Raw genomic sequence first — 20,294 nt, forward strand, 5'->3', positions numbered from 1 at the left:
ATCTCCACCTAGCTCATTAATATCAATGCCTAGGCAGAGATACCCTTAGATTAACGAATGTTTTTCACTGCGGCGAGCCCTTGCTGGCGCAATTGCTGAACTTGCGCTTGTACTTCGCTGGTGCTCAATTGTTGATCTTGGCGGTGGTAAACCCAATCAATGTCTTCTTGGTATTCACGCAGTTCATTACTCTGAATCAGCCCGCTGCCGTTAAACCACAATTGAAACGACAGATACATCGGATGGTCTGGCTGCGCTTTGCCACGGTAGCTTTGCACTAAACGGTCGTCGACATAGAAGCGAATCTCGTCGTTGTGCACATTCATCACGAGCGTATGCCAGCCGGCAAAGCTTTTTTGCGTGGCAACGGCGACGTGATTTTCCGGATCGTACGCAGCAATGGCGTAGGTGCCGCTCCACATGGTTGGCGCTGCAATCCCCCAGCCACCATTAGGTAGGTATTCAAAATCGATTTCGCTATACGGCTCTGCGCCTTCGATGTAGCGCGTGATGCCAAAGAAGGTTTGCACTACAGAATCACCATCGGGTCCTTGCACTGACGCATCGGTAAAGTACATCCGCGCGGCCCAAGTACCATTTTGATAACGCGCTTCGGTCGTCATCAGCTCAACTTGCGAGCTTTGCCCACCATTGGCTCGGTTGCCAACGACTTGGTCGGCGCTGATATTGCTGCTGGCTTTTAAGCGCATCAGCGTATTGCCCGGCTGCGCGGTGTCGCTCAAGAACGAGATATTGTTCGGACTCCACTGGCCATTACTCAATCCCGGACCACCATCCCAACTGCGTAATAGCCAGCCATTATTCGCCAATTGGGTGGTATTGCTATAGCTAAAGTCATCAAACAATAAGCCCACGGTGGAAACCGGCTCGGTTTGCTTACACGCGCCTAAATCCAGCCAACCTCCCCAAGTGTCTTGGCTTTGCGGTGCGCGATCAACCCACCATTTAGCCGTGAAGTTATGTCCTTGATAACTGACATTGGCACCAGCGGTATACACCTTGCCGCTCTCCCAAGGCGTATTGCAAACACCATTCGGTGCGGGGCTTGGGCTTGGGCTTGGGCTTGGGCTTGGGCTTGGGCTTGGGCTTGGGCTTGGCAGAGTACTGCCGCTAACCCCCAAGTCAAGCCAAAGCGTCGCAGAAACCGCTGGATTCCAACCCGTCCCAACATAGGCGGTATGCGCGGTAATGGCCTGATAAATATGGTTTTGATAACTCACCCGCTGGCCCAGCGAGTAGGTTTTTCCTTCTTGCCACACTGGATCTGCAGCATATGCAACACTTGCCACGCTCAAAATCGTGGCCGCCAAGACAGCCCTGTTAAACTCATTCATCTTGTCTCCATCCTATTGATTTTTATGCGTCACCGTCTCAAGTGCAGTGACCGATCCACACTAAACGATGAGGAAGAATGACGAAATAGCAGAATGACACTTGCATTTTGTCCAGATCGAACATGTCGATGATCTATCAAGAATTATTTGAGATTGGCCCTGAAGCGCAGCAAATGAGCGTGGGCGTTCGGCCGTTTCATCACCCGCAGCTCAGCAGCCTTGCCGAGCATCATATTCACTTTATGGGTGTGTCTGAGGCGCGTGGCCAATTTCATGTCGAACGAATGGGCGCGCCATTTCATATTTTATTAATCGGCGTCGAAGGCCAAGGCGAAATCATTGATGGCGAGCGCCGGCTAATTTTGGGGCCCAATCAGTTGGCGGTGCTACCGGCATACGGGCATCGTGGTTTTCAGCGGCGCAGTGAGCATTGGCGCTTTGCTTGGCTCTTACTCGACGATGTGCCGTATTGGAATAAACTGGCTGGCTCGCAAGCGAGCGTGGTGTCGGTGCAATATGCGCACAATCTATTTTATGCGCTGCATACTTTGTGTTTTGAGGCGCGCATTGAACAAAAATCACAGGCCTGCAGCGCTTTACTCTTGGTGATGGCTTTATTGCAGCGCATGCTCAGCGGTGCAGTACCGAGTGCCGCCTTGCCCAATCGCTTGCAACAATTATTTACTGGAATTTTATACGCCCCCACACAAGGCTGGCGTGTTGATGTCCTTGCACAGCAATATGGGGTGAGCGCAGCGCATTTCCAACGATTGTGCTTAAAGCATTTGGGCGCAACGCCGCAGCAATTAATTATTCAACATCGCATGCAAAGAGCGCATCAATTGCTTTCAAGTGGTAATCACAGTGTGAGCGATGTCGCGATCATGGTGGGTTATGAAGAAGTTGCGAGTTTTTCGCGGCGCTTTCGCAGTCACTTTGGTTTACCGCCGGGTGAGATTAGTCGCGCGCAACATCGCAAACAAAGCGATACCCACCCAAGCATAACGCCAAACTGACAGTGAACTCGGTAGTCTCAATCGCTCACCATTCAAATGCAGCCCAGCCTCACGGCTGAGGCTCATTCACGGTATAAATACCGTAACACTATGGCGTTTTTACGCAGAGAATCAATTACTTAAACGATAAGATTAGTAATTACTTATATCTACATCGTGCAATGCCAAGCTTATTTTCTAAACTACTCAATCTTGAGCCCAATGCTGCGGCCAATCCAACTGCTGTAAGTGCCCTAGCACCGAGCAATTCCTACATTGAAGTGCATGAACTTGATGTCGAAAGCTATATCAGCGAGCTATGCCAATTGATCGCCAAGAATAAACTCGACACTGACTTACGCAAAGATTATGAAGCGCAATTGGCGCAAATTGCCCGTCACACGCCTTTGCGTGCGAGGACTCAATAAGCCACAGCGCAGCCACTTGATATTTAATCAGCGGATAAAACTGATTATTTACTGTCGATTTACGACAGAACTCGTTATGCTACAGAGCTTATCATTGTTGGATTTAGCCAATGAATTTACTCAGTAGCACGCTGCTGATTGCCTTGTTGATTGCGATCAGCGCCTTTTTATCGATTTCAGAAATTTCGCTTGCTGCCAGTCGTAAGCTCAAATTAGAGCAAATGCGCGACGAAGGCGACGCCCGCGCCGCTCTGGTTTTGGGCCTACAGTCGCAACCTGGGCACTTTTTTACTGCCGTGCAAATCGGCGTGAATGTGGTGGCTATTTTGGCCGGTGTGCTCGGCGAAAGTGTTTATGCCCAAGCGTTTACCCAATTTTTTAGCCAATACATTCATCCCACGCAGGCGCAAAGTGTGGGTTCGATTGGTTCGTTTCTGATTGTCACCACCGCTTTTATTTTAATTGCCGATCTGATCCCCAAACGAATTGGCATGGCTGCGTCTGAAGCCGTTGCAGTGCGGATTGTGCGACCGATTTTATTTTGCGTCTCTTGCTTACGCCCTTTAGTTTGGTTTTTTAATGGCTTGGCCAATTGGGTGATTCAACGCCTTGGCTTGCCGGCCGCGCGTTTAAATGACATTACCACCGAAGATATTTTGGCATTAGCCAATGCCGGTGCTTTGGCTGGGGTGGTCGCCAAACAAGAACATCAATTGATTGAAAACGTTTTTGAGCTGGAAGAACGCACCGCACCATCGAGCATGACCGCGCGCGAAAACATTATCTGGATTGATCGATTAGAAAGCGACGAGCTGATCAAAAATAAAATCTTGGCCCATCCACACGCCAAGTTTCCGGTGTGTATGGGCAATATTGATCAAGTGATTGGTTACGTTGATTCGCAAGATATTTTAAGTAATGTGTTACGCGGTGAAAGCATTTCATTACGCGGTGATGGCTTATTGCGCAATGCGTTGATTTTGCCCGAATCGCTGACGCTGGCTGAAATCATGGCGCACTTTAAAGCGGCGCGCGAAGACTTTGCCATCATCATCAATGAATATGCCTTAGTCGTTGGTCTGATTACGATGAATGACATTACCGGCATGTTGATGGGGGATCAATATATTGCCCCTGACGAAGAACAAATCGTTCAGCGCGATGAAAACTCTTGGTTGGTGGATGGCATCACTGCGATTGGCGATTTGGAGCGCGTCTTGCACATCGAAGCCTTTCCCGATGATGACCAATACGAAACCATTGCCGGTTTTATGATGTATATCTTACGCAAAGTCCCCAAGCGCACCGATTGCGTGATTCATGCCGGGTTTAAATTTGAAGTGGTCGATATTGATCATTATAAAATTGACCAATTGCTCGTCACCCGCGTTTTGAGCGAGCCGCCAAACACAGCAGTTTAATCCTCACCAGCAGCAAGGCTTTGCTTTGCTGCTGCGTCACACTTAACCCACCCTCTCTAAATCGAGTGCCATGCCTGTGGCTAAATTTACGCACAAAAATATTTTCGTGTAATTTACCTTACAAATTAATCATTAATAATATACTATTTATCTAACAATATGCTGAGCCGCTATGCAATGCGTATTACAGGACTGGCAGGGATTTGGGATTTCAAAAAGGATAGAGAATGAATTTTCTGATTGTGCCGGGCTTGGGTGATTCAAGTGAGGCTCACTGGCAAAGTCGCTGGGAAAAAACCAATGCCAACTTTAGCCGCGTTGAGCAAGCCAGCTGGGGTTATCCGCAGCATGATGCTTGGCTGGCCAATTTAGACGCAGCAGTACAACGCTCGGGGCCAGAGACCATACTCATCGCCCATAGTTTAGGCTGCTTACTCGTTGCCAATTGGGCGGCACAAACCACTAAATCAATCCGAGGTGCTTTTTTGGTCGCACCACCCGATCCACATCATCCAAATTTCCCAAAGACTGCGAGCGGTTTTGAGCACCTTTCGCAAGCGCCACTGCCCTTTCCCAGCATGGTTGTCACCAGCAGCAATGATCCTTATGCCTCATTAGAATTTGCAATTCGTACCGCAACGGCGTGGGGTAGTAGCTGGAAAAACCTTGGCGCGTATGGCCATATTAATGTGGAGAGTGGCTTTGGCGACTGGCCCGCTGGACTCGCTTTACTCAATCAATTACTCAGCCAATGCCAACAACAGGAATTGAGCGCTAATTTAGCGTGAAATTCACCGGCAAAAATAAAGCGAGCGCCATTAGCGCTCGCTTTATTCATTCTCAAAGCAAAATGAATTCAATTAGAATTTCAAACCAACACCAGCGTACAAGCCATCCGCTACAGTACGGGTGTAACGATCGTTAAATTCAGCTTGGCTAAAGCGATAGCCAAAATCAACGGCGATGGGTTTACTGATATTAAAACGAACACCCACTGAAGAATCAACATAGCTGGTCAAGCTACCTGAAGACGCAAAGCTTGGCGCCCAGTAAGCGCTACCATAAATTGAAAATTGCTGGGTCAATGGGATAGTCAGATCACCACCAAAAGACAGCGCATATTCAGTATCGCTGTAATTAAAGTCGAGCAAATTAGCCTTCGCGCCAACAGTCAAGGTATTGTCACCAAGCGGAATATTCTGACCAAAGCCGATATTGGCAATCGTATTTTCGTGATCGTAGTTGTATAACAAATCGGCAGAAAGCTTGAATTGATTGATGTTATTGTTGTAATGCACACCGACGTATTCATGACCAATTGAAGATGAAAAATCGCTTGCATGAACGCCAGCAGAAAGTGCTAACGCACAGGCAGTGATATAAAAACGCATGAAAAGAGTATCCAGCAGATAAATTGGCCGCCAAGCTTACAATTTTTATGCGCGTCGCCGCTATGTACAAATGTACAGATCAGCAGGCCTTACTGAATTTAGCGTCAAAACCACGGCCAACGCTGGCAATAATGATCCAATAACAAAGCGGCAAATAGCCATGCCAAATATTGAATCGAATAGCGAAACAGCGCTTTGGCCAATGCATCACTAGGCTGACGATACAATTGCCACGCACGGCGCAAAAATCCGGTATTGAGCCAAATCGCGACCAAAGCATAAACACCGGTAGAAAAACCCAAAGCCAATGGCAGTAAAGTCGTCGCCGCCAAAATCCATGAATACAGCCAAATCGCCAATTGCGTAAACGCGCGGCCATGCGTCACCGGCAACATGGGCAAACCAGCACGGCGATAATCATCTAGTCGATACAAAGCTAAAGCCCAAAAATGCGGTGGCGTCCACGCATAAATAATCAAAAACAACACTGCCGCCTCTGGTGAAACTGAATTGGTCATTGCCGCCCAACCCAGCACTGGCGGCATCGCGCCCGCAGCGCCACCAATCACGATGTTTTGCGGCGTTAATGGTTTTAACCAATGGGTATACACCACTGAATAAGCAAAAAAGGTAGCTAGCGTTAAATACATGGTGAGTGTATTGACAAACAAGCCCAATATCATTAAACCCAAGCAGGTGCAAAACAGCGCATACACCGCCGCCCACTGCCAAGATAAATGCCCTTGCGGCAAAGGACGTAAATGTGTTCTCACCATTAAGGCATCACGCTGGCGCTCCAAAATACAATTGGCAGCCGCGGCACCCGTCGCCACCAAACCAATGCCAATACACGCAGCCAACAACACCGACCACTGCATACTACTGGGCATGGCCAATAGCATCCCAATCAAGGCGCAAAACACAATCAGTGCCACTACCCGTGGCTTACCCAAACGCAATAAATCACTGCCGCGATGCGAAACAACTAAAGCCAAGCTATTCATAGCAAACTCCTTACCCACGTTGCATTAAGTCGCGCAGTCGCAGTGTATTGAGCCGCCGGCAAGCGGACAGTGATAAAAACTAATATCGCTAACAACAGTGCAGCGCCGCCGTTATGCGCCACCGCCAATGGCAGAGGTAATGAAAACAGCACATTACTCATTCCCAGACCAATCTGTAGCAATAATGCCGCCGCCAACGGCAACGCCAAACGACTAGAGCGCTGATGCAATACATAAATTAAGCGCCCAACCACCAGCAGCACCAGCATGGCACCCAAGCGATGCAGGCTTTGGATCGCCGCTAAATGCGCCAAGCTTAAAGACGCGCCATCGGCCGTTTGCCCCAATACGCGATCAGGGCGAAACGCATCCCATACACTGTGATTGCCAGCGAGCTCGTTTTGACACAACACTGAAGTGGCGCACGCCAAACCGGCGTAATTAGTCGAAACCCAACCGCCTAAAACAATCTGTCCAGTCAGCAGCAATAGCGCCAGATAGCAACAAGATCTCACCCCAGAAAATGTCGTCGGCAGCGGGGTGGCGATTCGGCCCGCCATCGCTACCAATAAAGCACACAAAATCATGCCCCCCAATAAATGCGCGGTGACCACCGCTGGCATGAGTTTTAAAGTTACCGTCCACATCCCAAGCAGCGCTTGAAAAACAATCAGCAATACCGGCAAAACAATCAACCACCTTGGCAAACGCTCTGGCCGTTGCCGCCACAATACCATCGCCAAAGCCAACACCAACACGCCTAAACCGGCGGCCACATAGCGGTGCAGCATTTCTTTACTGCCTTTGCCGGCATGCACTTCCCCACCAAAGGTTTGCTCAGCCTGAGTAATCTCGTGCGGCTCATCGGGTGCGGTGAGTTGACCATAACAACCGGGCCAATCTGGACAACCCAAACCCGCATCCGATAACCGCACATACGCGCCCAGCATGATGAGGGTGAACGTCCAAAGGATGGTCAGTAGCAATAGCGCTCGAATCATCTTTCACCTCAAGTTAAGTCGATAGACAAAGGTTTTCTTACATCATTGTTTCAATTTATCGGACTAAAGTGCGGCCTGCGGCTTGGATGCCTTGCCATTACGCTTTTGTGCTGAGACTTAAACCACGATTGTTTTTTAAAATCGTCGCAATTTCTTGAATGGTTTTTTGCCGTCCTGCGACGTCTTGCAACAACGTTGGCGGATAAAAAATCACCGCATTGCCATGCGGATCGATCAGATATAAACCCAATGCAAAGTGCGCCGGCAATCGCATTGAACACGCCGCAACACTGCGAATCCGCCCACGCTCGCGGCCCTGGGCGATTTGCAATTGCTGGGCGCTCATCATCAATTGCGTGGCCACATTGCTGCAGCCAGCAGGATCATGCGCCACCAAGCGCCATTGCTGATCGGCTGCAACAACCGGTTGCGCCAATAACTGCCCGTAGCTTTCGCCGCCTTTCACGCCGCCGCTCAGCCAAAACCATTGCGCCAATAGCACCGGTGAGATACATAGGGCTAGTATCGATATCAAAACAAATCTAGATCTAGCCTTTACTGACATACCCCCTCCTTGCTGCCAAGTAAAACTGCCACCATAGATATGCGCCCAAAGCACTCATCAACCACCAACTGAGTGCATACGCCAAATGCCGCGCAACCCCCATCGGTCGATCTACCGTTAAAGGATAAATCCCTGCAGGAGCATCTTGAGCAACACCATAAGCAATTGGCATCGGTAAATGCGCCCAAGCGGCAAAACGGCCAAGATCTAAATTTTGAAATACCCGCCCCTGAATCGGCGTAGCGCCCAATTCAATAAAGCGCGGCCATGGCTGAATCGTCACCCGCGGCATGTCTTGAGCGATTGGCGGCAACACCCGCTCGCCCGGTGACCACCAACCTCGATTCACCATCACAATCGAGCCGTCTTTTAAACGAAAAGGCGTAATCAAGTGATAACCCAACTTGCCATCTAAAACCCGCTGGTCAAGCATCATCTCAGCTTGATTTAACCACTCACCATCGAGCAATAGCACCCGCCAAGTCGGTGGTACGCCTTGCGACCAGCTTAACTCTGGCAAATGCTGTTGAGCAGCGATTTGCTCAATTAAGTTTTGTTTTTGATTCGCCCGCCACAGCTGCCAAGCGCCCAAAGCAACAGTTAAACACACTAATCCAGCAAGAAAAATCAGCGCCGCGTACTGCCGTTTGCGCAAAATCTGCTGATTTGGCTTAAGCTGATGAGCTGGAGGATCGGGAATGAAAATCATACTCATAGGACTACTCCTAACCATCATGGCACTGCTTGCTCTGGCTTTGACTCAGCTCATCCGTGGTAAATCACAACGCTTATTGACCCTACTCGCATGGCGAGTGGCTTTGTCGATTGGCTTATTTTTACTCCTGATCCTCAGCGGCCGAATGGGCTGGATTACGCCTAATTTTTAAGCCATGACGCCAAGCATCGATCAAGCCGCTTTGGGTTTACGCAGGCGATAGCCTGCCCACTTAGAGCCAATACACCAAAATAAACAGCAATAACCACACCACATCGACAAAATGCCAATACCAAATCGCCGCCTCAAAACCAAAATGGGCTTGCGGGGTAAAGTGCCCTTTTTGTACCCGAAACCACATTACTGCCAAAATAATCGTTCCCACCAAAACGTGCATGCCATGAAACCCAGTGAGCATATAAAAGGTCGCGCCATAAGCGCCTGAAGCCAAGGTTAAATGCAGCTCATTCCACGCATGACGATACTCATACGCCTGCAAGCATAAGAACAGCGAGCCGAGCAAAATGGTAATGCCCAAACCAAGGCTGAGCTGCTGCCGTTTGTTTTGCATTAATGCCCAATGCGCCCAGGTTAACGTTAGGCCCGACGTCAATAAAATCCCGGTATTGAGCGCAGGTAAGCCCATCGCACCCATCACATGATAAGCCGCAATTTTGGGGCCGGTTGCCATCGGCCAATCGGCCTTAAAAGCCGGCCACAGCAAACTTTGCGTATCGCTAAAAAAGCCCAATTCGGGAACAGAAATCACCCGGGTATAAAATAAAGCGCCAAAAAATGCGGCAAAAAACATCACTTCAGAAAAAATAAACCAGCTCATTCCCCAGCGAAACGAATAATCCACCTGCTGACCATATTGCTGGGCCGTCGACTCCTTCACCACATCGCCAAACCAGCCAAATAGCATCCAAATTAAAATCGCCAAGCCCAGTAATAAACTCCAAGTACCAAACGAAACCTGATTCAGACTCAATGCCGCACCCAGGCCAATAAAAAACAACGCTACCGCCCCCACCACTGGCCAGCGCGAGGGGGACGGTACAAAATAATGCGCATCGTGAACGCCATTCTCTACATTCATACTCCACCTCTCACTAAATACCGCGCCAAAGCCAGTAATAGCGCCGCTAACAGTAGCGCGCACAGCACCGCAGCGGCGATTAAATACGGCAATTTAAGCGGCGCTTGCTCGGCGTTTTTACGACTTCTCACGCCAAAAAACCCCGCCAGCACCGCCAAGATCGTCGCCCATAAGGTGTTCATGGCTGGGCCATTTTTTGCAAACTATACGACAAGGTCGCCGCGCCCATTTCAGCCGGCAATTGATCCGCCACTAATAGCACCACGGTCACTTCACGCCGCTCTTTGGCCGCTATTTGCAATTGATCAAAACAAAAGCATTCTAATTTTTGTAATAAACCCGCCGCCCGAACTGGGGCAAAACTCGGCACGGCGCGCACCTGTAATACTTGATCGGATTCATTTTGCAATACAAAGCGCGCTTTCACGACACCGCCCGCTTTGGCCATCACCACCGGATCTAAAGCTTGCATCGTCATCGGCAAATCGGCAGCCACATTGCTATCAAACTCTAAGCGCAATGCCGCGCCCGGCTGGGTAATGGCCGCCTGCGCCCGATCCAAGCCGATGGCTTTACAAAATGCGCTATACAGCGGCGACAAGGCATAGCCAAATCCAAACATCAACATCGCAACTGCCATTAAGCGCAGCGCCAAACGCTGATTTTTTTGCGTTAAATCCATCGTTGATCCTTGCTGATGCGAGGTCAAACCGTGAAATACACCTGTCTAAGCATCACGGCGATAAAAAACAGCGCCGCGAGCAAGACCAGTTTTAGGGCGGTTTTATGATTACGTGTCATCAATCGTTCTCCAAACCTTGCGCGCGTAAACCGCGCTGCACGGTGGCTAAATCCGGCGGCGTTTCCCACGTATGATGCGGTGCAGGCGAAGGCACTTCCCATTCCAAGGTGTTACCGCCTTCCCATGGTCGACTCGGTGCCGGGCCTACGCCACCACGAATGGTGTGAATCACATTGAATAAAAAGAACACCTGACCAAGACCAAAACACAGCGCGCCGACGCTGGCGATGGCATTAAAGTCCGTAAATTGCAGCGCATAATCTGGAATTCGCCGTGGCATGCCAGCTAGCCCCAAAAAATGCATCGGGAAAAACGTCACGTTAAACCACAGCATTGACCACCAAAAATGAAACTTGCCCCGTCCCTCGTGGTACATAAAGCCGGTCCATTTCGGCAACCAGTAGTATGTGGCTGCAAACAAGCTAAATAGAGCGCCAGCGACCAATACATAGTGAAAATGAGCCACGACATAATAGGTATCTTGCATTTGCGTATCGACTGGCGCAATCGACAAAATCAAGCCGGAAAAGCCACCCACGGTAAACAAGCAAACAAAACCAATCGCAAACAACATTGGCGTTTCAAACGTCATACTGCCTTGCCACATTGTCGCAATCCAGTTGAAGACTTTGACCCCAGTCGGCACCGCGATCAGCATGGTTAAAAACATAAAAAACAACTGGGCAGTGGCCGGCATACCGACGGCAAACATATGGTGACCCCACACCATAAACGACAAAATCGCAATCGAGCAGGTGGCATAGACCATTGAAACGTAGCCAAACAAAGGTTTTCGTGCGAATACGGGGATGATTTGGCTGACAATCCCAAACGCCGGCAGCGCCATGATGTACACCTCGGGATGGCCAAAAAACCAGAAAATATGCTGAAACAGCACCGGGTCGCCACCACCCGCTGCTTTAAAAAAATGCGTGCCAAAATGCCGATCCGTCAGCAACATCGTGACCGCCCCCGCCAAAACCGGCGCAACGGCAATTAATAAATACGCCGTTACCAATGACGTCCAAGCAAACAAAGGCATTTTCAACAGCGGCATTCCCGGTGCGCGCATATTTAAAACGGTGGTAATAATATTAATCGAGCCCATAATCGACGATAAACCGAGCAAATGAATGCTAAAAATCGCCAAATCCATGCCCATGCCACTTTGAATCGATAGTGGCGGATATAAAGTCCAGCCACCACCAGCGGCACCGCCGGGCACCAATAAAGAAATCAGCAACAAAGCCGCCGCAGGCGGTAACAACCAAAAACTCCAGTTATTCATCCGCGCAAATGCCATATCTGGCGCGCCGAGCATTAAAGGCAGCATCCAATTGGCCAAACCGGTAAATGCCGGCATAATCGCGCCAAAAACCATGATAATGCCGTGTAATGTGGTCAGTTGATTAAAAAACTCGGGTTGCCAATACTGCAATCCCGGCTGAAATAATTCCGCCCGAATACACAAAGCCATCACACCGCCGACAAAAAACATCGATAAAGCAAAAAATAAATACAACGTGCCGATGTCTTTATGATTGGTGGCATACAGCCAGCGTCGCCAGCCATGATCCATCGCATGGTGGCCATGATTTAAATGCTCAGTTGCTGTCGTCATCATTCACCCTTTGTTCGCGCTGCACGAATTTCTGCTGGCATCACCAGATCCGCCCGATTACCCCAAGCCGTACGCTCGTAGCTAATTGCCGCGGCCAGCTCAACATCTGACAAAGTGACCCAACTTGGCATGGCATTTTTCCCATGGAGCACAATACGGATATGCTCAGCTTTCGCGCCGTTAGCGATTTTGGACCCCGCCAAAGCAGGAAATGCACCACCACCCGCACCATCGACTTTATGGCAAGCAGCGCAATTGGCCTCATAGACTTGCTTGCCACGCAGCAATAACTCATCACGGGTCCAGACTTTATTCGGATCATCGCGGGCGGCTTTAGCTCTGGCTTGCTGCTGCGCTAACCACCGATCAAAATCCGCCTGTGACACCACATTGACCACAATTGGCATAAAGCCGTGATCTTTTCCACACAGCTCAACACATTGCCCGCGATAAGTACCGATCTTGTCAGCTTTAAACCAGGTATCACGAATAAACCCCGGGATCGCATCTTGCTTCACCCCAAATGCGGGCACACCCCAGCTATGAATCACATCGTTGCTGGTGGTTAAAATCCGGATTTTTTTACCAACCGGCACCACTAAAGGCTGATCGACCTCAAGCAAGTAGTGTGGATTTTTTGCGTCACCTTGACTCTGATAGTTCTCGATTTGCCCACGTGGCGTCGCCAATTTACTTTTAAAACCAAAACCATGATCCAAATAGTCATACGCCCAATACCACTGATGACCAGTGGCTTTGATCGTAAAATCAGCATCGTGAGTGTTTTTTTGCGCCAGAATCACGCTGGCAGCCGGCCAAGCCATGCCCAATAAAATGAGCGCTGGAATCAGCGTCCATAAAATTTCGACCAGAGTATTTTCATGAAACGGTTTGGCTACATGGCCTAATGATTTTCTATGCCGCAAAATGGCATAAAACATAAACCCAAAAACCAAGATAAAAATCAATAAAATCAATAACATCAACCAGCTATGTAAGGATTCTATTTGTTGGGCAATCCCGGTAACGGGCGGCTGAAATGTCCAAAACTCACCACTTGCGGTGGCATTGTTAGTCAATAGCGCGGCCATTACCGCCAATAAACACCAAGGCATTGATTTTCCCCATCCCAACTCATGCTTTCACACTAGCCGAGTTTTACTTAGGTGCAAGTCAGCAAAGGCAAATAAAAATATGCGGCGCAGCAAAATCCGCCTATCTGAAAGCAATGCCAATCACGTCAAAACTGACTATGAAAAAATAGCTGTTTTTTACACTGCGACTTGGGAGAGCCTCACCATGGACTTACATTTAAATAAGCTAGATCAGCATTTCACGTTGCCGGTAACGCGAAAAGTCGGCTTTCTGCGCCCTTTAGCTTGGATTAAAATGGGCTGGCAAGACCTCATCAAACACCCCGCTCCTAGCTTGCTGTATGGGCTGATTATTTCAATCACCGGCGCTTTATTGCTACTGTTTACCCTGCAAGACGTACACCTCTATACCACCGCAATCACTGGCTTTTTATTACTGGCACCACTCGGTGCGGCCGGTATTTATGAACTCACCAGCGAACGAGAAGAAGGCCGAGAAACGTCCTTTATGCAATCAATTCACGACCTATATAAAAATGGCAGTCAACTGGCTTTTTTAGGCCTTGTGTTGGCGTTTATCGCCATCTCTTGGGAACGCACTTCGGCCGTCTTATTTGCGTTAATGTACTCAGGGCAAATCATTGAAAAACAATCCATTGTTCAGGCCTTAAGCGGTGAATTTCTACCCTTTACACTGGCATGGATGGCGGGCGGTTTTGTGCTCGCTTGCTTTGTCTTTGCACTCACCGCGATCTCAATTCCACTGCTGGCTGATCGAGAATTAGATAGCGTCACGGCGATGATGACCAGCTTGCGCGCAGTGGCCGAAAACCTCCCCGCAATGGCCTTATGGGCAGCCCTACTCGTGGGATTCACTGCACTGGGTTTTGCCACATTTTTAATCGGCTTAATCGTGATCTTTCCCTTACTAGGACATGCCACTTGGTATGCTTACAAAGAACTGATAGAGTAAAATTACACCAATACTGCATCTTGACGTAAATTAAAATCACTGAAGCAGTGCGGGATAATCCTGATGTGGAGTTCTCTACTTAGCCATTAGCATGGGCCGTAAGATTGTTATCAATCTACGGCTCATTTTCTTTTAAGCGGAGTAATACTCAATGCATCTCGAAGTACGCAAACTGATGTTAGCCACAACACTGGCCCTGATGGCTGGTGCCAGCATGGCAGCGAATAAAACGTTGATTTATTGCTCCGAAGCCAGCCCATCCGGTTTTGACCCAACTCGTTTTGTTTCTAGCAGCGATTTTGACGCCTCAGCCGAAACGATCTTTAACCGCCTTACCGAGTTCGAACGTGGCTCGACGCAAATTCGTCCTGGCCTAGCGGAGAAATGGGAAGTCGCACCGGATAATTTGACTTACACCTTCACGCTAAGAAAAGGCGTTAAATTCCACACCACGCCGTATTTCAAACCAAGCCGTGATTTTAATGCCGATGACGTGATCTTTACCGTGCAACGAATGATTGATAAAAATCATCCATTCAATAAAGCTGCGCCGGCCGATTTCCCTTATGTTTCTGACATGAGTCTCGATACCAATATTGCCTCAGTCGAAAAAGTCGACGCCAATACCGTCCGCATCAAACTCAAAACCGTCGACGCCGCTTTCTTGCAAAACTTGGCAATGTCATTTGCCTCGATTCATTCTGCTGAATACGCTGATCAATTGCTCAAGTCAGGCAAAGCCAATCAAATCAATACCCAGCCGATTGGTACTGGCCCTTTTGTATTTCGCAGCTACCAAAAAGACGCCAATATCCGCTTTGACGGCAATAGCCAATATTGGCGCAAAGGCGAAGTTCAGCTGGATAAATTGATTTTTGCCATTACCACTGACGCGTCGGTTCGTTATCAAAAACTGCAAAAAGATGAATGCCAAGTGATGGCCTACCCACGCCCGGCAGACATCAAGGCGATTCAAGCCAATCCTAAACTCAACTTGCTACAACAAGCAGGTTTTAACCTCGGCTGGCTCAGCTACAACGTGCAGAAAAAACCATTTGATAAGCTTGAAGTACGCCAAGCACTCGATATGGCGATCAATAAACCCGCCATTTTAGCGGCGGTGTATCAAGGCGCTGGGCAAGCTGCAACCAATCCAATGGCACCAACGCAATGGTCTTACAATAAAAAACTCAAAGACGCGCCATTTGATCCAGCCAAAGCCAAAGCGTTACTCGCCAAAGCTGGCGTGGCCGAAGGCACTGAGATCACCCTGTGGGCGATGCCAGTACAACGCGCCTACAATCCCAATGCCAAATTAATGGCCGAAATGATTCAAGCCGATTGGGCAAAAGTCGGCATTAAAGCCAAGATTGTCAGCTACGAATGGGGTGAATACATCAAGCGCGCTAAAGCCGGTGAGCACGATTCATTGATGATTGGTTGGACTGGTGACAATGGCGATCCTGATAATTGGCTTGGTGTGAACTTAGGCTGCGAAGCGGTTGGCGGCAATAATTATTCACGCTGGTGCAATAAAGAATTTGATAGTTTAGTGGTTAAAGCACGCACGCTGAGCAATCAAGCCGAGCGCACTAAGCTGTACGAAAAAGCCCAAGAAGTATTCAAGCGTGAGTTGCCATTTACCCCCATCGCTCACTCGACGGTATATCAACCACTCAGCAAATCAGTGCAAGGCTTTAAAGTCAGCCCATTTGGTCTGAATTCCTTTTATGGTGTGACCGTCAAATAATCTGCAATGCGCCCAGTCTAAATGATTTTAGGCTGGGCTTTCTCCGTCCTATTGCCTAACCGCCCGTGCTTTTTTTCACGGGGAGAATGCCCATGTTCAGCTTTATCATTAAGCGTATTTCAGTCGCAATCCCCACCTTTTTGGGCGTCACGCTACTGGCTTTCGCCCTCATTCATATGATCCCCGGTGATCCGGTGTTACTGCTGGTTGGTGAACGCCGACTAGACCCCGAATTTTATCGCGCCGCCATGCAGCGCCTTGGTCTTGATCAACCACTCTACGTGCAATATTGGGATTATTTGCGCCAATTGCTGCAAGGCAATTTAGGCGAATCGATCGTGACGCACGAGCCGGTGATGAGCGAGTTTCTTAAATTATTCCCCGCCACCGTCGAGCTATCGATGGCAGCAATGCTGTTTGCCGTGGTTTGTGGCCTCGCTGCCGGCATGCTGGCGGCGACCAAACGCGGTACGGTGATTGATCATTCCGTGATGGGTGCGGCACTCACTGGCTATTCCATGCCGATTTTTTGGTGGGGGCTGATTCTGATTATGGTGTTTTCAGTTCACCTAGACTGGACGCCGGTTTCTGGCCGCATCGCCTTGGAATACGACATCCCAACCGTGACCGGCTTTATGCTGATTGACACTTTGCTCTCCGGTGAAGCAGGCGCGTTTAAATCCGCCGTCATGCATTTGCTGTTACCTGCGATTGTTTTAGGCACCATTCCAATGGCAGTAATCGCTCGGATGACGCGCTCGTCGATGCTCGAAGTTTTGCGCGAAGACTATATCCGCACCGCGCGCGCCAAAGGGCTCAGCCGCTCGCGGATTATTATTGTGCACGCACTACGCAATGCCTTAATTCCCGTCGTCACCGTGATTGGTCTGCAAGTGGGCACCTTGCTCGCTGGCGCCGTGCTCACCGAGACGATTTTTTCTTGGCCGGGCATTGGCAAATGGCTGATTGATTCGATTTCTCGCCGTGATTATCCGGTGGTGCAAGGCGGTATTTTGCTGATCGCCACGCTGATTATTTTTGTTAACTTGCTGGTCGACATCCTCTATGGGGTGATCAATCCACGTATTCGCCATTCGAGATAAGCTTTTATGAATACCCCGACCACTGTTATTGAAGCCCCGTTTTCTCATCCATCACCATGGACTGAGTTCTGGCAAGCGTTTCGCGCCAATCGCGGCGCGCTGATTGCGTTAATTTATTTTGTTAGCTTGGTTTTAGTGGCGGTATTTGCCCCTATCCTTGCCCCACACAGCCCTATCGAGCAATACCGTGATGCGTTTTTAACGCCGCCGGCGTGGCTAGCAGGCGGCTCGTGGCAATTTATTTTGGGCACGGATGAAGTCGGCCGCGATATTTTATCGCGCCTGATGTATGGCGCACGGCTCTCGCTCACCATTGGCTTGGTGTCGGTGTTGCTGTCGTTAATTCCCGGTGTGATTTTGGGGCTGATTGCGGCGTTTTATCCCGGAAAAATTGGCGACGCCATTATGCGTTTCATGGATGTGATGTTGGCCTTGCCGTCATTGCTACTCGCCGTAGCGATTGTGGCGGTACTTGGCCCTGGCCTCACCAATACCATGCTGGCGATTGCCGTGGTGTCTTTGCCATCGTATGTGCGCTTAGCGCGCGCTTCAGCGATGACCGAGCTACACAAAGACTACGTGATTGCCAGCCGCTTAGCTGGCGCCGGCCAATTGCGTTTGATGTTTAACACCGTGTTGCCGAACTGTATGGCGCCGTTAATTGTGCAAGCGACGCTCGGGTTTTCGGCGGCAATTTTGGATGCTGCTGCGCTGGGCTTTTTGGGTTTAGGTGCGCAACCACCGCTACCGGAATGGGGCACGATGCTCGCCTCGGCGCGTGATTACATCGAAAGCGCTTGGTGGGTGGTCACCATGCCCGGACTCACGATCTTGATTACCGTGATTGCCTTAAATCTGATGGGCGACGGGCTGCGCGATGCGCTTGATCCTAAATTAAAAAAATTAGCGTAAGGCAAGGTATGAGTTTATTAGACATTCGCAAGCTCAACGTGACCTTTGGCCACGGCAGCAATCCATTTCGGGCGGTATCTGGGCTCGATCTGAGCATCAATAGTGGTGAGATTTTAGGTATCGTCGGCGAATCAGGCTCGGGTAAATCGGTCACCATGCTGGCGATGATGGGCCTGATTGACGCGCCCGGCATCGTCACCGCCGATACTTTAAGTTTTGCCGATCAAGATTTAATTGGCATGAAACCAGCGCAAAAAAGACAAATCATTGGCCGCGATATTGCGATGATTTTTCAAGACGCGCTCACCAGTCTTAACCCAGCGTATACCGTGGGCGACCAATTAATAGAAACGCTCAAGCAGCATACCCCACTACGCGGGGCAGCGTTAAAAGCGCGTGCTTTAGAATTACTTGAGCAAGTTGAAATCCCCGACGCCAAATCGCGCCTCAATGCCTACCCGCATCAACTCTCGGGCGGGATGAGCCAGCGCGTGATGATTGCAATGGCGATTGCCTGTAAGCCCAAATTGCTGATTGCCGATGAGCCCACCACCGCGCTCGACGTGACGGTGCAAGCGCAGATTATGGAATTACTCGTTAATCTGCAAAAGCAAAACGATATGGCGCTGATTTTAATCACCCACGATCTGGCCGTGGTGGCTGAAATCGCGCAAAAAATGGTCGTTATGTACGCCGGTGAAGTCGTCGAAACCAGCGCCACCGACACGCTATTTGCCACGCCGCGACATCCGTATACCCAAGCGCTACTGAGCTCGATTCCAGAACACAGCAAAGGCGCACGGCGCTTAAATACCCTCGCTGGCGTGGTGCCGGGGCAATACGATAGGCCGGCAGGTTGCCTACTTAGCCCGCGCTGCCTGTATGCCAGCGCACACTGTGTATCGCAGCATCCGCCCTTAATACCTATGGCAGGTACCAGCGTGCGCTGCTTTACTCCATTAGATTCCAACGGTATACCTAGCCATGAGTGAAATTAACTTAAGCCCTATTCTGCGCGCTGAACATTTATCGCGGCACTATCAAGTCGGCGGCGGGCTCTGGCAAAGCGCCGCCACCGTCAAAGCACTCAATGATGTTTCATTTGAACTGTTTGCCGGTAAAACACTGGCCGTGGTTGGCGAATCGGGCTGTGGTAAATCCACGCTGGCACGCCAGCTCACCTTAATTGAAAGCCCGAGCGCCGGTCATTTAATGATCGACGGCATTGATATTGCCAGCGCCGATGCCAGCCAGCTCAAAACACTGCGCCCTAAAGTGCAAATGGTGTTTCAAAACCCTTTCGCCAGCTTAAACCCGCGCAAAACCATTGGTGACATGCTCAGCGAGCCTTTGTTACTCAATACCGAGCTGACTGCCAGCGAGCGCAAAGCCCGCGTGCACGACATGCTCAAAACCGTCGGCCTGCGCCCAGAGCACTATCATCGCTACCCGCATATGTTTTCGGGCGGCCAGCGCCAACGCGTGGCGATTGCCCGCGCCATGATGCTGCAACCGGCGATTTTGGTCGCCGACGAGCCTACCTCGGCGCTCGACGTTTCCATCCAAGCGCAAATTCTGAATCTATTTATGGATTTGCAAGAGCAGCTAGGCACCGCCTATGTGTTTGTCAGCCACAATCTGGCGGTGGTTGAGCACGTCGCCGACGATGTGATGGTGATGTACTTTGGCAGCACCGTTGAATACGGCCCCAAAACCAGTATTTTTGAGCAGCCTTTACACCCGTATACCCGCGCTTTGATGTCGGCAACGCCAGCGATTCGCCCAGAAAATCGGCGCGAAAAAGTCAAACTGATCGGCGAGCTGCCATCGCCAATCAATCCGCCATCGGGTTGCACTTTCCATACGCGTTGCCCCTATGCCAACGCCCACTGCCAAAGCGCCGTCCCCGAATTACGCCCCGTTGCCGGCAGAATGATCGCCTGCCACCGCGTAGAAGAAATCTAAACCCCACCCGCCGCGCAACCCGCGGCGGCTCCGGCGCATTCCGCACTCCCCAATCCACTCCCCAATCCCCAATCCACTCCCCAATCCCCTCCCCACTCCC

Annotated in this window: 22 protein-coding genes; 11 read left to right on the top strand and 11 right to left on the bottom strand. The window is 50.0% G+C overall.

Annotated features, from left to right (window positions below):
• Positions 1–50: 50 nt before the first annotated feature.
• Entirely contained in the window at positions 51–1,355 is a 1,305-nt protein-coding gene (locus tag LG219_RS12855; RefSeq protein WP_226764885.1) for a carbohydrate-binding protein, read from the bottom strand.
• 122 nt (positions 1,356–1,477) lie between these two features.
• Between LG219_RS12855 and LG219_RS12860 the strand changes: the two genes are divergently transcribed.
• From LG219_RS12860 to LG219_RS12875, 4 genes are all read left to right on the top strand, one after another.
• Positions 1,478–2,371 (top strand): helix-turn-helix transcriptional regulator, encoded by an 894-nt coding sequence (locus tag LG219_RS12860; RefSeq protein ID WP_226764886.1) that lies wholly within the window; start codon positions 1,478–1,480, stop codon positions 2,369–2,371.
• Positions 2,372–2,532: 161 nt separating this feature from the next.
• Positions 2,533–2,778: a hypothetical protein gene (locus LG219_RS12865; RefSeq protein ID WP_226764887.1), complete on the top strand. Its 246-nt coding sequence runs from the start codon at positions 2,533–2,535 to the stop codon at positions 2,776–2,778.
• Positions 2,779–2,888: 110 nt separating this feature from the next.
• Positions 2,889–4,199 carry a polyamine export protein PaeA gene (paeA, locus tag LG219_RS12870; protein ID WP_226764888.1) on the top strand — a complete coding sequence of 437 codons (1,311 nt, stop codon included), beginning with the start codon at positions 2,889–2,891 and terminating at the stop codon, positions 4,197–4,199.
• Positions 4,200–4,426: 227 nt separating this feature from the next.
• Complete coding sequence (locus LG219_RS12875; protein ID WP_226764889.1) at positions 4,427–4,987, top strand: RBBP9/YdeN family alpha/beta hydrolase; 561 nt, start codon at positions 4,427–4,429, stop codon at positions 4,985–4,987.
• A 72-nt stretch (positions 4,988–5,059) separates the two neighbouring features.
• Here LG219_RS12875 and LG219_RS12880 read toward each other — a convergent pair whose 3' ends face one another.
• From LG219_RS12880 to LG219_RS12900, 5 genes are all read right to left on the bottom strand, one after another.
• A complete protein-coding gene (locus tag LG219_RS12880; protein WP_226764890.1) occupies positions 5,060–5,590 on the bottom strand; it encodes a YfaZ family outer membrane protein in 531 nt (176 codons plus the stop codon).
• A 104-nt stretch (positions 5,591–5,694) separates the two neighbouring features.
• Positions 5,695–6,594, bottom strand: coding sequence for a heme o synthase (gene cyoE / locus LG219_RS12885; RefSeq protein WP_226764891.1), 900 nt, complete (start codon positions 6,592–6,594; stop codon positions 5,695–5,697).
• On the bottom strand, positions 6,591–7,595 hold the full coding sequence (locus tag LG219_RS12890; RefSeq protein ID WP_226764892.1) for a COX15/CtaA family protein: 1,005 nt from the start codon (positions 7,593–7,595) through the stop codon (positions 6,591–6,593). The genes cyoE and LG219_RS12890 overlap by 4 nt, the downstream gene beginning before the upstream one ends.
• A 97-nt stretch (positions 7,596–7,692) precedes the next feature.
• On the bottom strand, positions 7,693–8,130 hold the full coding sequence (locus tag LG219_RS12895) for a hypothetical protein (RefSeq protein WP_226764893.1): 438 nt from the start codon (positions 8,128–8,130) through the stop codon (positions 7,693–7,695).
• Positions 8,131–8,143: 13 nt separating this feature from the next.
• The gene (locus LG219_RS12900; protein ID WP_226764894.1) at positions 8,144–8,875 is read right to left on the bottom strand and encodes an SURF1 family protein; all 732 of its coding nucleotides are present in this window, start codon (positions 8,873–8,875) and stop codon (positions 8,144–8,146) included.
• On the opposite strand from LG219_RS12900, the gene LG219_RS12905 reads away from it, so the two are divergent.
• A complete protein-coding gene (locus tag LG219_RS12905) occupies positions 8,859–9,047 on the top strand; it encodes a DUF2909 family protein (RefSeq protein WP_226764895.1) in 189 nt (62 codons plus the stop codon). The two genes, LG219_RS12900 and LG219_RS12905, sit on opposite strands and share 17 nt — an antisense overlap.
• A gap of 60 nt (positions 9,048–9,107) precedes the next feature.
• Here LG219_RS12905 and LG219_RS12910 read toward each other — a convergent pair whose 3' ends face one another.
• The 5 genes from LG219_RS12910 to coxB form a co-directional block, all read right to left on the bottom strand.
• Complete coding sequence (locus LG219_RS12910; protein ID WP_226764896.1) at positions 9,108–9,974, bottom strand: cytochrome c oxidase subunit 3; 867 nt, start codon at positions 9,972–9,974, stop codon at positions 9,108–9,110.
• On the bottom strand, positions 9,971–10,156 hold the full coding sequence (locus LG219_RS12915; protein WP_226764897.1) for a DUF2970 domain-containing protein: 186 nt from the start codon (positions 10,154–10,156) through the stop codon (positions 9,971–9,973). Before LG219_RS12915 ends, LG219_RS12910 begins: the two co-directional genes overlap by 4 nt.
• A complete protein-coding gene (locus LG219_RS12920; RefSeq protein WP_226764898.1) occupies positions 10,153–10,656 on the bottom strand; it encodes a cytochrome c oxidase assembly protein in 504 nt (167 codons plus the stop codon). The genes LG219_RS12915 and LG219_RS12920 overlap by 4 nt, the downstream gene beginning before the upstream one ends.
• Positions 10,657–10,774: 118 nt before the next feature.
• Positions 10,775–12,397: a cytochrome c oxidase subunit I gene (gene ctaD, locus LG219_RS12925; RefSeq protein ID WP_308444086.1), complete on the bottom strand. Its 1,623-nt coding sequence runs from the start codon at positions 12,395–12,397 to the stop codon at positions 10,775–10,777.
• Complete coding sequence (coxB, locus tag LG219_RS12930) at positions 12,397–13,512, bottom strand: cytochrome c oxidase subunit II (RefSeq protein ID WP_226764900.1); 1,116 nt, start codon at positions 13,510–13,512, stop codon at positions 12,397–12,399. Before coxB ends, ctaD begins: the two co-directional genes overlap by 1 nt.
• Positions 13,513–13,591: 79 nt before the next feature.
• Between coxB and LG219_RS12935 the strand changes: the two genes are divergently transcribed.
• The 6 genes from LG219_RS12935 to LG219_RS12960 all read left to right on the top strand — a co-directional run bounded on the left by LG219_RS12935 (position 13,592) and on the right by LG219_RS12960 (position 20,194).
• A complete protein-coding gene (locus tag LG219_RS12935) occupies positions 13,592–14,464 on the top strand; it encodes a DUF2189 domain-containing protein (protein ID WP_226764901.1) in 873 nt (290 codons plus the stop codon).
• 151 nt (positions 14,465–14,615) lie between these two features.
• Positions 14,616–16,214: an ABC transporter substrate-binding protein gene (locus tag LG219_RS12940; protein WP_226764902.1), complete on the top strand. Its 1,599-nt coding sequence runs from the start codon at positions 14,616–14,618 to the stop codon at positions 16,212–16,214.
• A 92-nt stretch (positions 16,215–16,306) separates the two neighbouring features.
• Positions 16,307–17,317: an ABC transporter permease subunit gene (locus LG219_RS12945; protein WP_226764903.1), complete on the top strand. Its 1,011-nt coding sequence runs from the start codon at positions 16,307–16,309 to the stop codon at positions 17,315–17,317.
• Between the two features lie 6 nt (positions 17,318–17,323).
• Positions 17,324–18,229, top strand: coding sequence for an ABC transporter permease subunit (locus tag LG219_RS12950; RefSeq protein WP_226764904.1), 906 nt, complete (start codon positions 17,324–17,326; stop codon positions 18,227–18,229).
• A gap of 8 nt (positions 18,230–18,237) precedes the next feature.
• A complete protein-coding gene (locus tag LG219_RS12955) occupies positions 18,238–19,221 on the top strand; it encodes an ABC transporter ATP-binding protein (RefSeq protein ID WP_226764905.1) in 984 nt (327 codons plus the stop codon).
• Positions 19,214–20,194, top strand: coding sequence for a peptide ABC transporter ATP-binding protein (locus tag LG219_RS12960; protein WP_226764906.1), 981 nt, complete (start codon positions 19,214–19,216; stop codon positions 20,192–20,194). Before LG219_RS12955 ends, LG219_RS12960 begins: the two co-directional genes overlap by 8 nt.
• The last annotated feature ends 100 nt before the right edge of the window (positions 20,195–20,294 follow it).

This window comes from Deefgea salmonis, assembly GCF_020531905.1.
GTDB classification, from domain to species: domain Bacteria; phylum Pseudomonadota; class Gammaproteobacteria; order Burkholderiales; family Chitinibacteraceae; genus Deefgea; species Deefgea salmonis.

Excerpts from the sequence above, each read along its gene's own strand:
- LG219_RS12910 (WP_226764896.1), bottom strand. The coding sequence starts at position 9,974 with ATGAATGTAGAGAATGGCGTTCACGATGCGCATTATTTTGTACCGTCC.
- paeA (WP_226764888.1), top strand. The coding sequence starts at position 2,889 with ATGAATTTACTCAGTAGCACGCTGCTGATTGCCTTGTTGATTGCGATC.
- LG219_RS12880 (WP_226764890.1), bottom strand. The coding sequence starts at position 5,590 with ATGCGTTTTTATATCACTGCCTGTGCGTTAGCACTTTCTGCTGGCGTT.
- LG219_RS12890 (WP_226764892.1), bottom strand. The coding sequence starts at position 7,595 with ATGATTCGAGCGCTATTGCTACTGACCATCCTTTGGACGTTCACCCTC.
- LG219_RS12960 (WP_226764906.1), top strand. The coding sequence starts at position 19,214 with ATGAGTGAAATTAACTTAAGCCCTATTCTGCGCGCTGAACATTTATCG.
- LG219_RS12940 (WP_226764902.1), top strand. The coding sequence starts at position 14,616 with ATGCATCTCGAAGTACGCAAACTGATGTTAGCCACAACACTGGCCCTG.
- LG219_RS12855 (WP_226764885.1), bottom strand. The coding sequence starts at position 1,355 with ATGAATGAGTTTAACAGGGCTGTCTTGGCGGCCACGATTTTGAGCGTG.
- LG219_RS12860 (WP_226764886.1), top strand. The coding sequence starts at position 1,478 with ATGTCGATGATCTATCAAGAATTATTTGAGATTGGCCCTGAAGCGCAG.
- LG219_RS12900 (WP_226764894.1), bottom strand. The coding sequence starts at position 8,875 with ATGAGTATGATTTTCATTCCCGATCCTCCAGCTCATCAGCTTAAGCCA.
- LG219_RS12950 (WP_226764904.1), top strand. The coding sequence starts at position 17,324 with ATGAATACCCCGACCACTGTTATTGAAGCCCCGTTTTCTCATCCATCA.
- cyoE (WP_226764891.1), bottom strand. The coding sequence starts at position 6,594 with ATGAATAGCTTGGCTTTAGTTGTTTCGCATCGCGGCAGTGATTTATTG.
- LG219_RS12905 (WP_226764895.1), top strand. The coding sequence starts at position 8,859 with ATGAAAATCATACTCATAGGACTACTCCTAACCATCATGGCACTGCTT.
- LG219_RS12865 (WP_226764887.1), top strand. The coding sequence starts at position 2,533 with ATGCCAAGCTTATTTTCTAAACTACTCAATCTTGAGCCCAATGCTGCG.
- coxB (WP_226764900.1), bottom strand. The coding sequence starts at position 13,512 with ATGCCTTGGTGTTTATTGGCGGTAATGGCCGCGCTATTGACTAACAAT.
- LG219_RS12945 (WP_226764903.1), top strand. The coding sequence starts at position 16,307 with ATGTTCAGCTTTATCATTAAGCGTATTTCAGTCGCAATCCCCACCTTT.
- LG219_RS12915 (WP_226764897.1), bottom strand. The coding sequence starts at position 10,156 with ATGAACACCTTATGGGCGACGATCTTGGCGGTGCTGGCGGGGTTTTTT.
- LG219_RS12875 (WP_226764889.1), top strand. The coding sequence starts at position 4,427 with ATGAATTTTCTGATTGTGCCGGGCTTGGGTGATTCAAGTGAGGCTCAC.
- LG219_RS12920 (WP_226764898.1), bottom strand. The coding sequence starts at position 10,656 with ATGGATTTAACGCAAAAAAATCAGCGTTTGGCGCTGCGCTTAATGGCA.
- ctaD (WP_308444086.1), bottom strand. The coding sequence starts at position 12,397 with ATGACGACAGCAACTGAGCATTTAAATCATGGCCACCATGCGATGGAT.
- LG219_RS12955 (WP_226764905.1), top strand. The coding sequence starts at position 18,238 with ATGAGTTTATTAGACATTCGCAAGCTCAACGTGACCTTTGGCCACGGC.
- LG219_RS12935 (WP_226764901.1), top strand. The coding sequence starts at position 13,592 with ATGCGGCGCAGCAAAATCCGCCTATCTGAAAGCAATGCCAATCACGTC.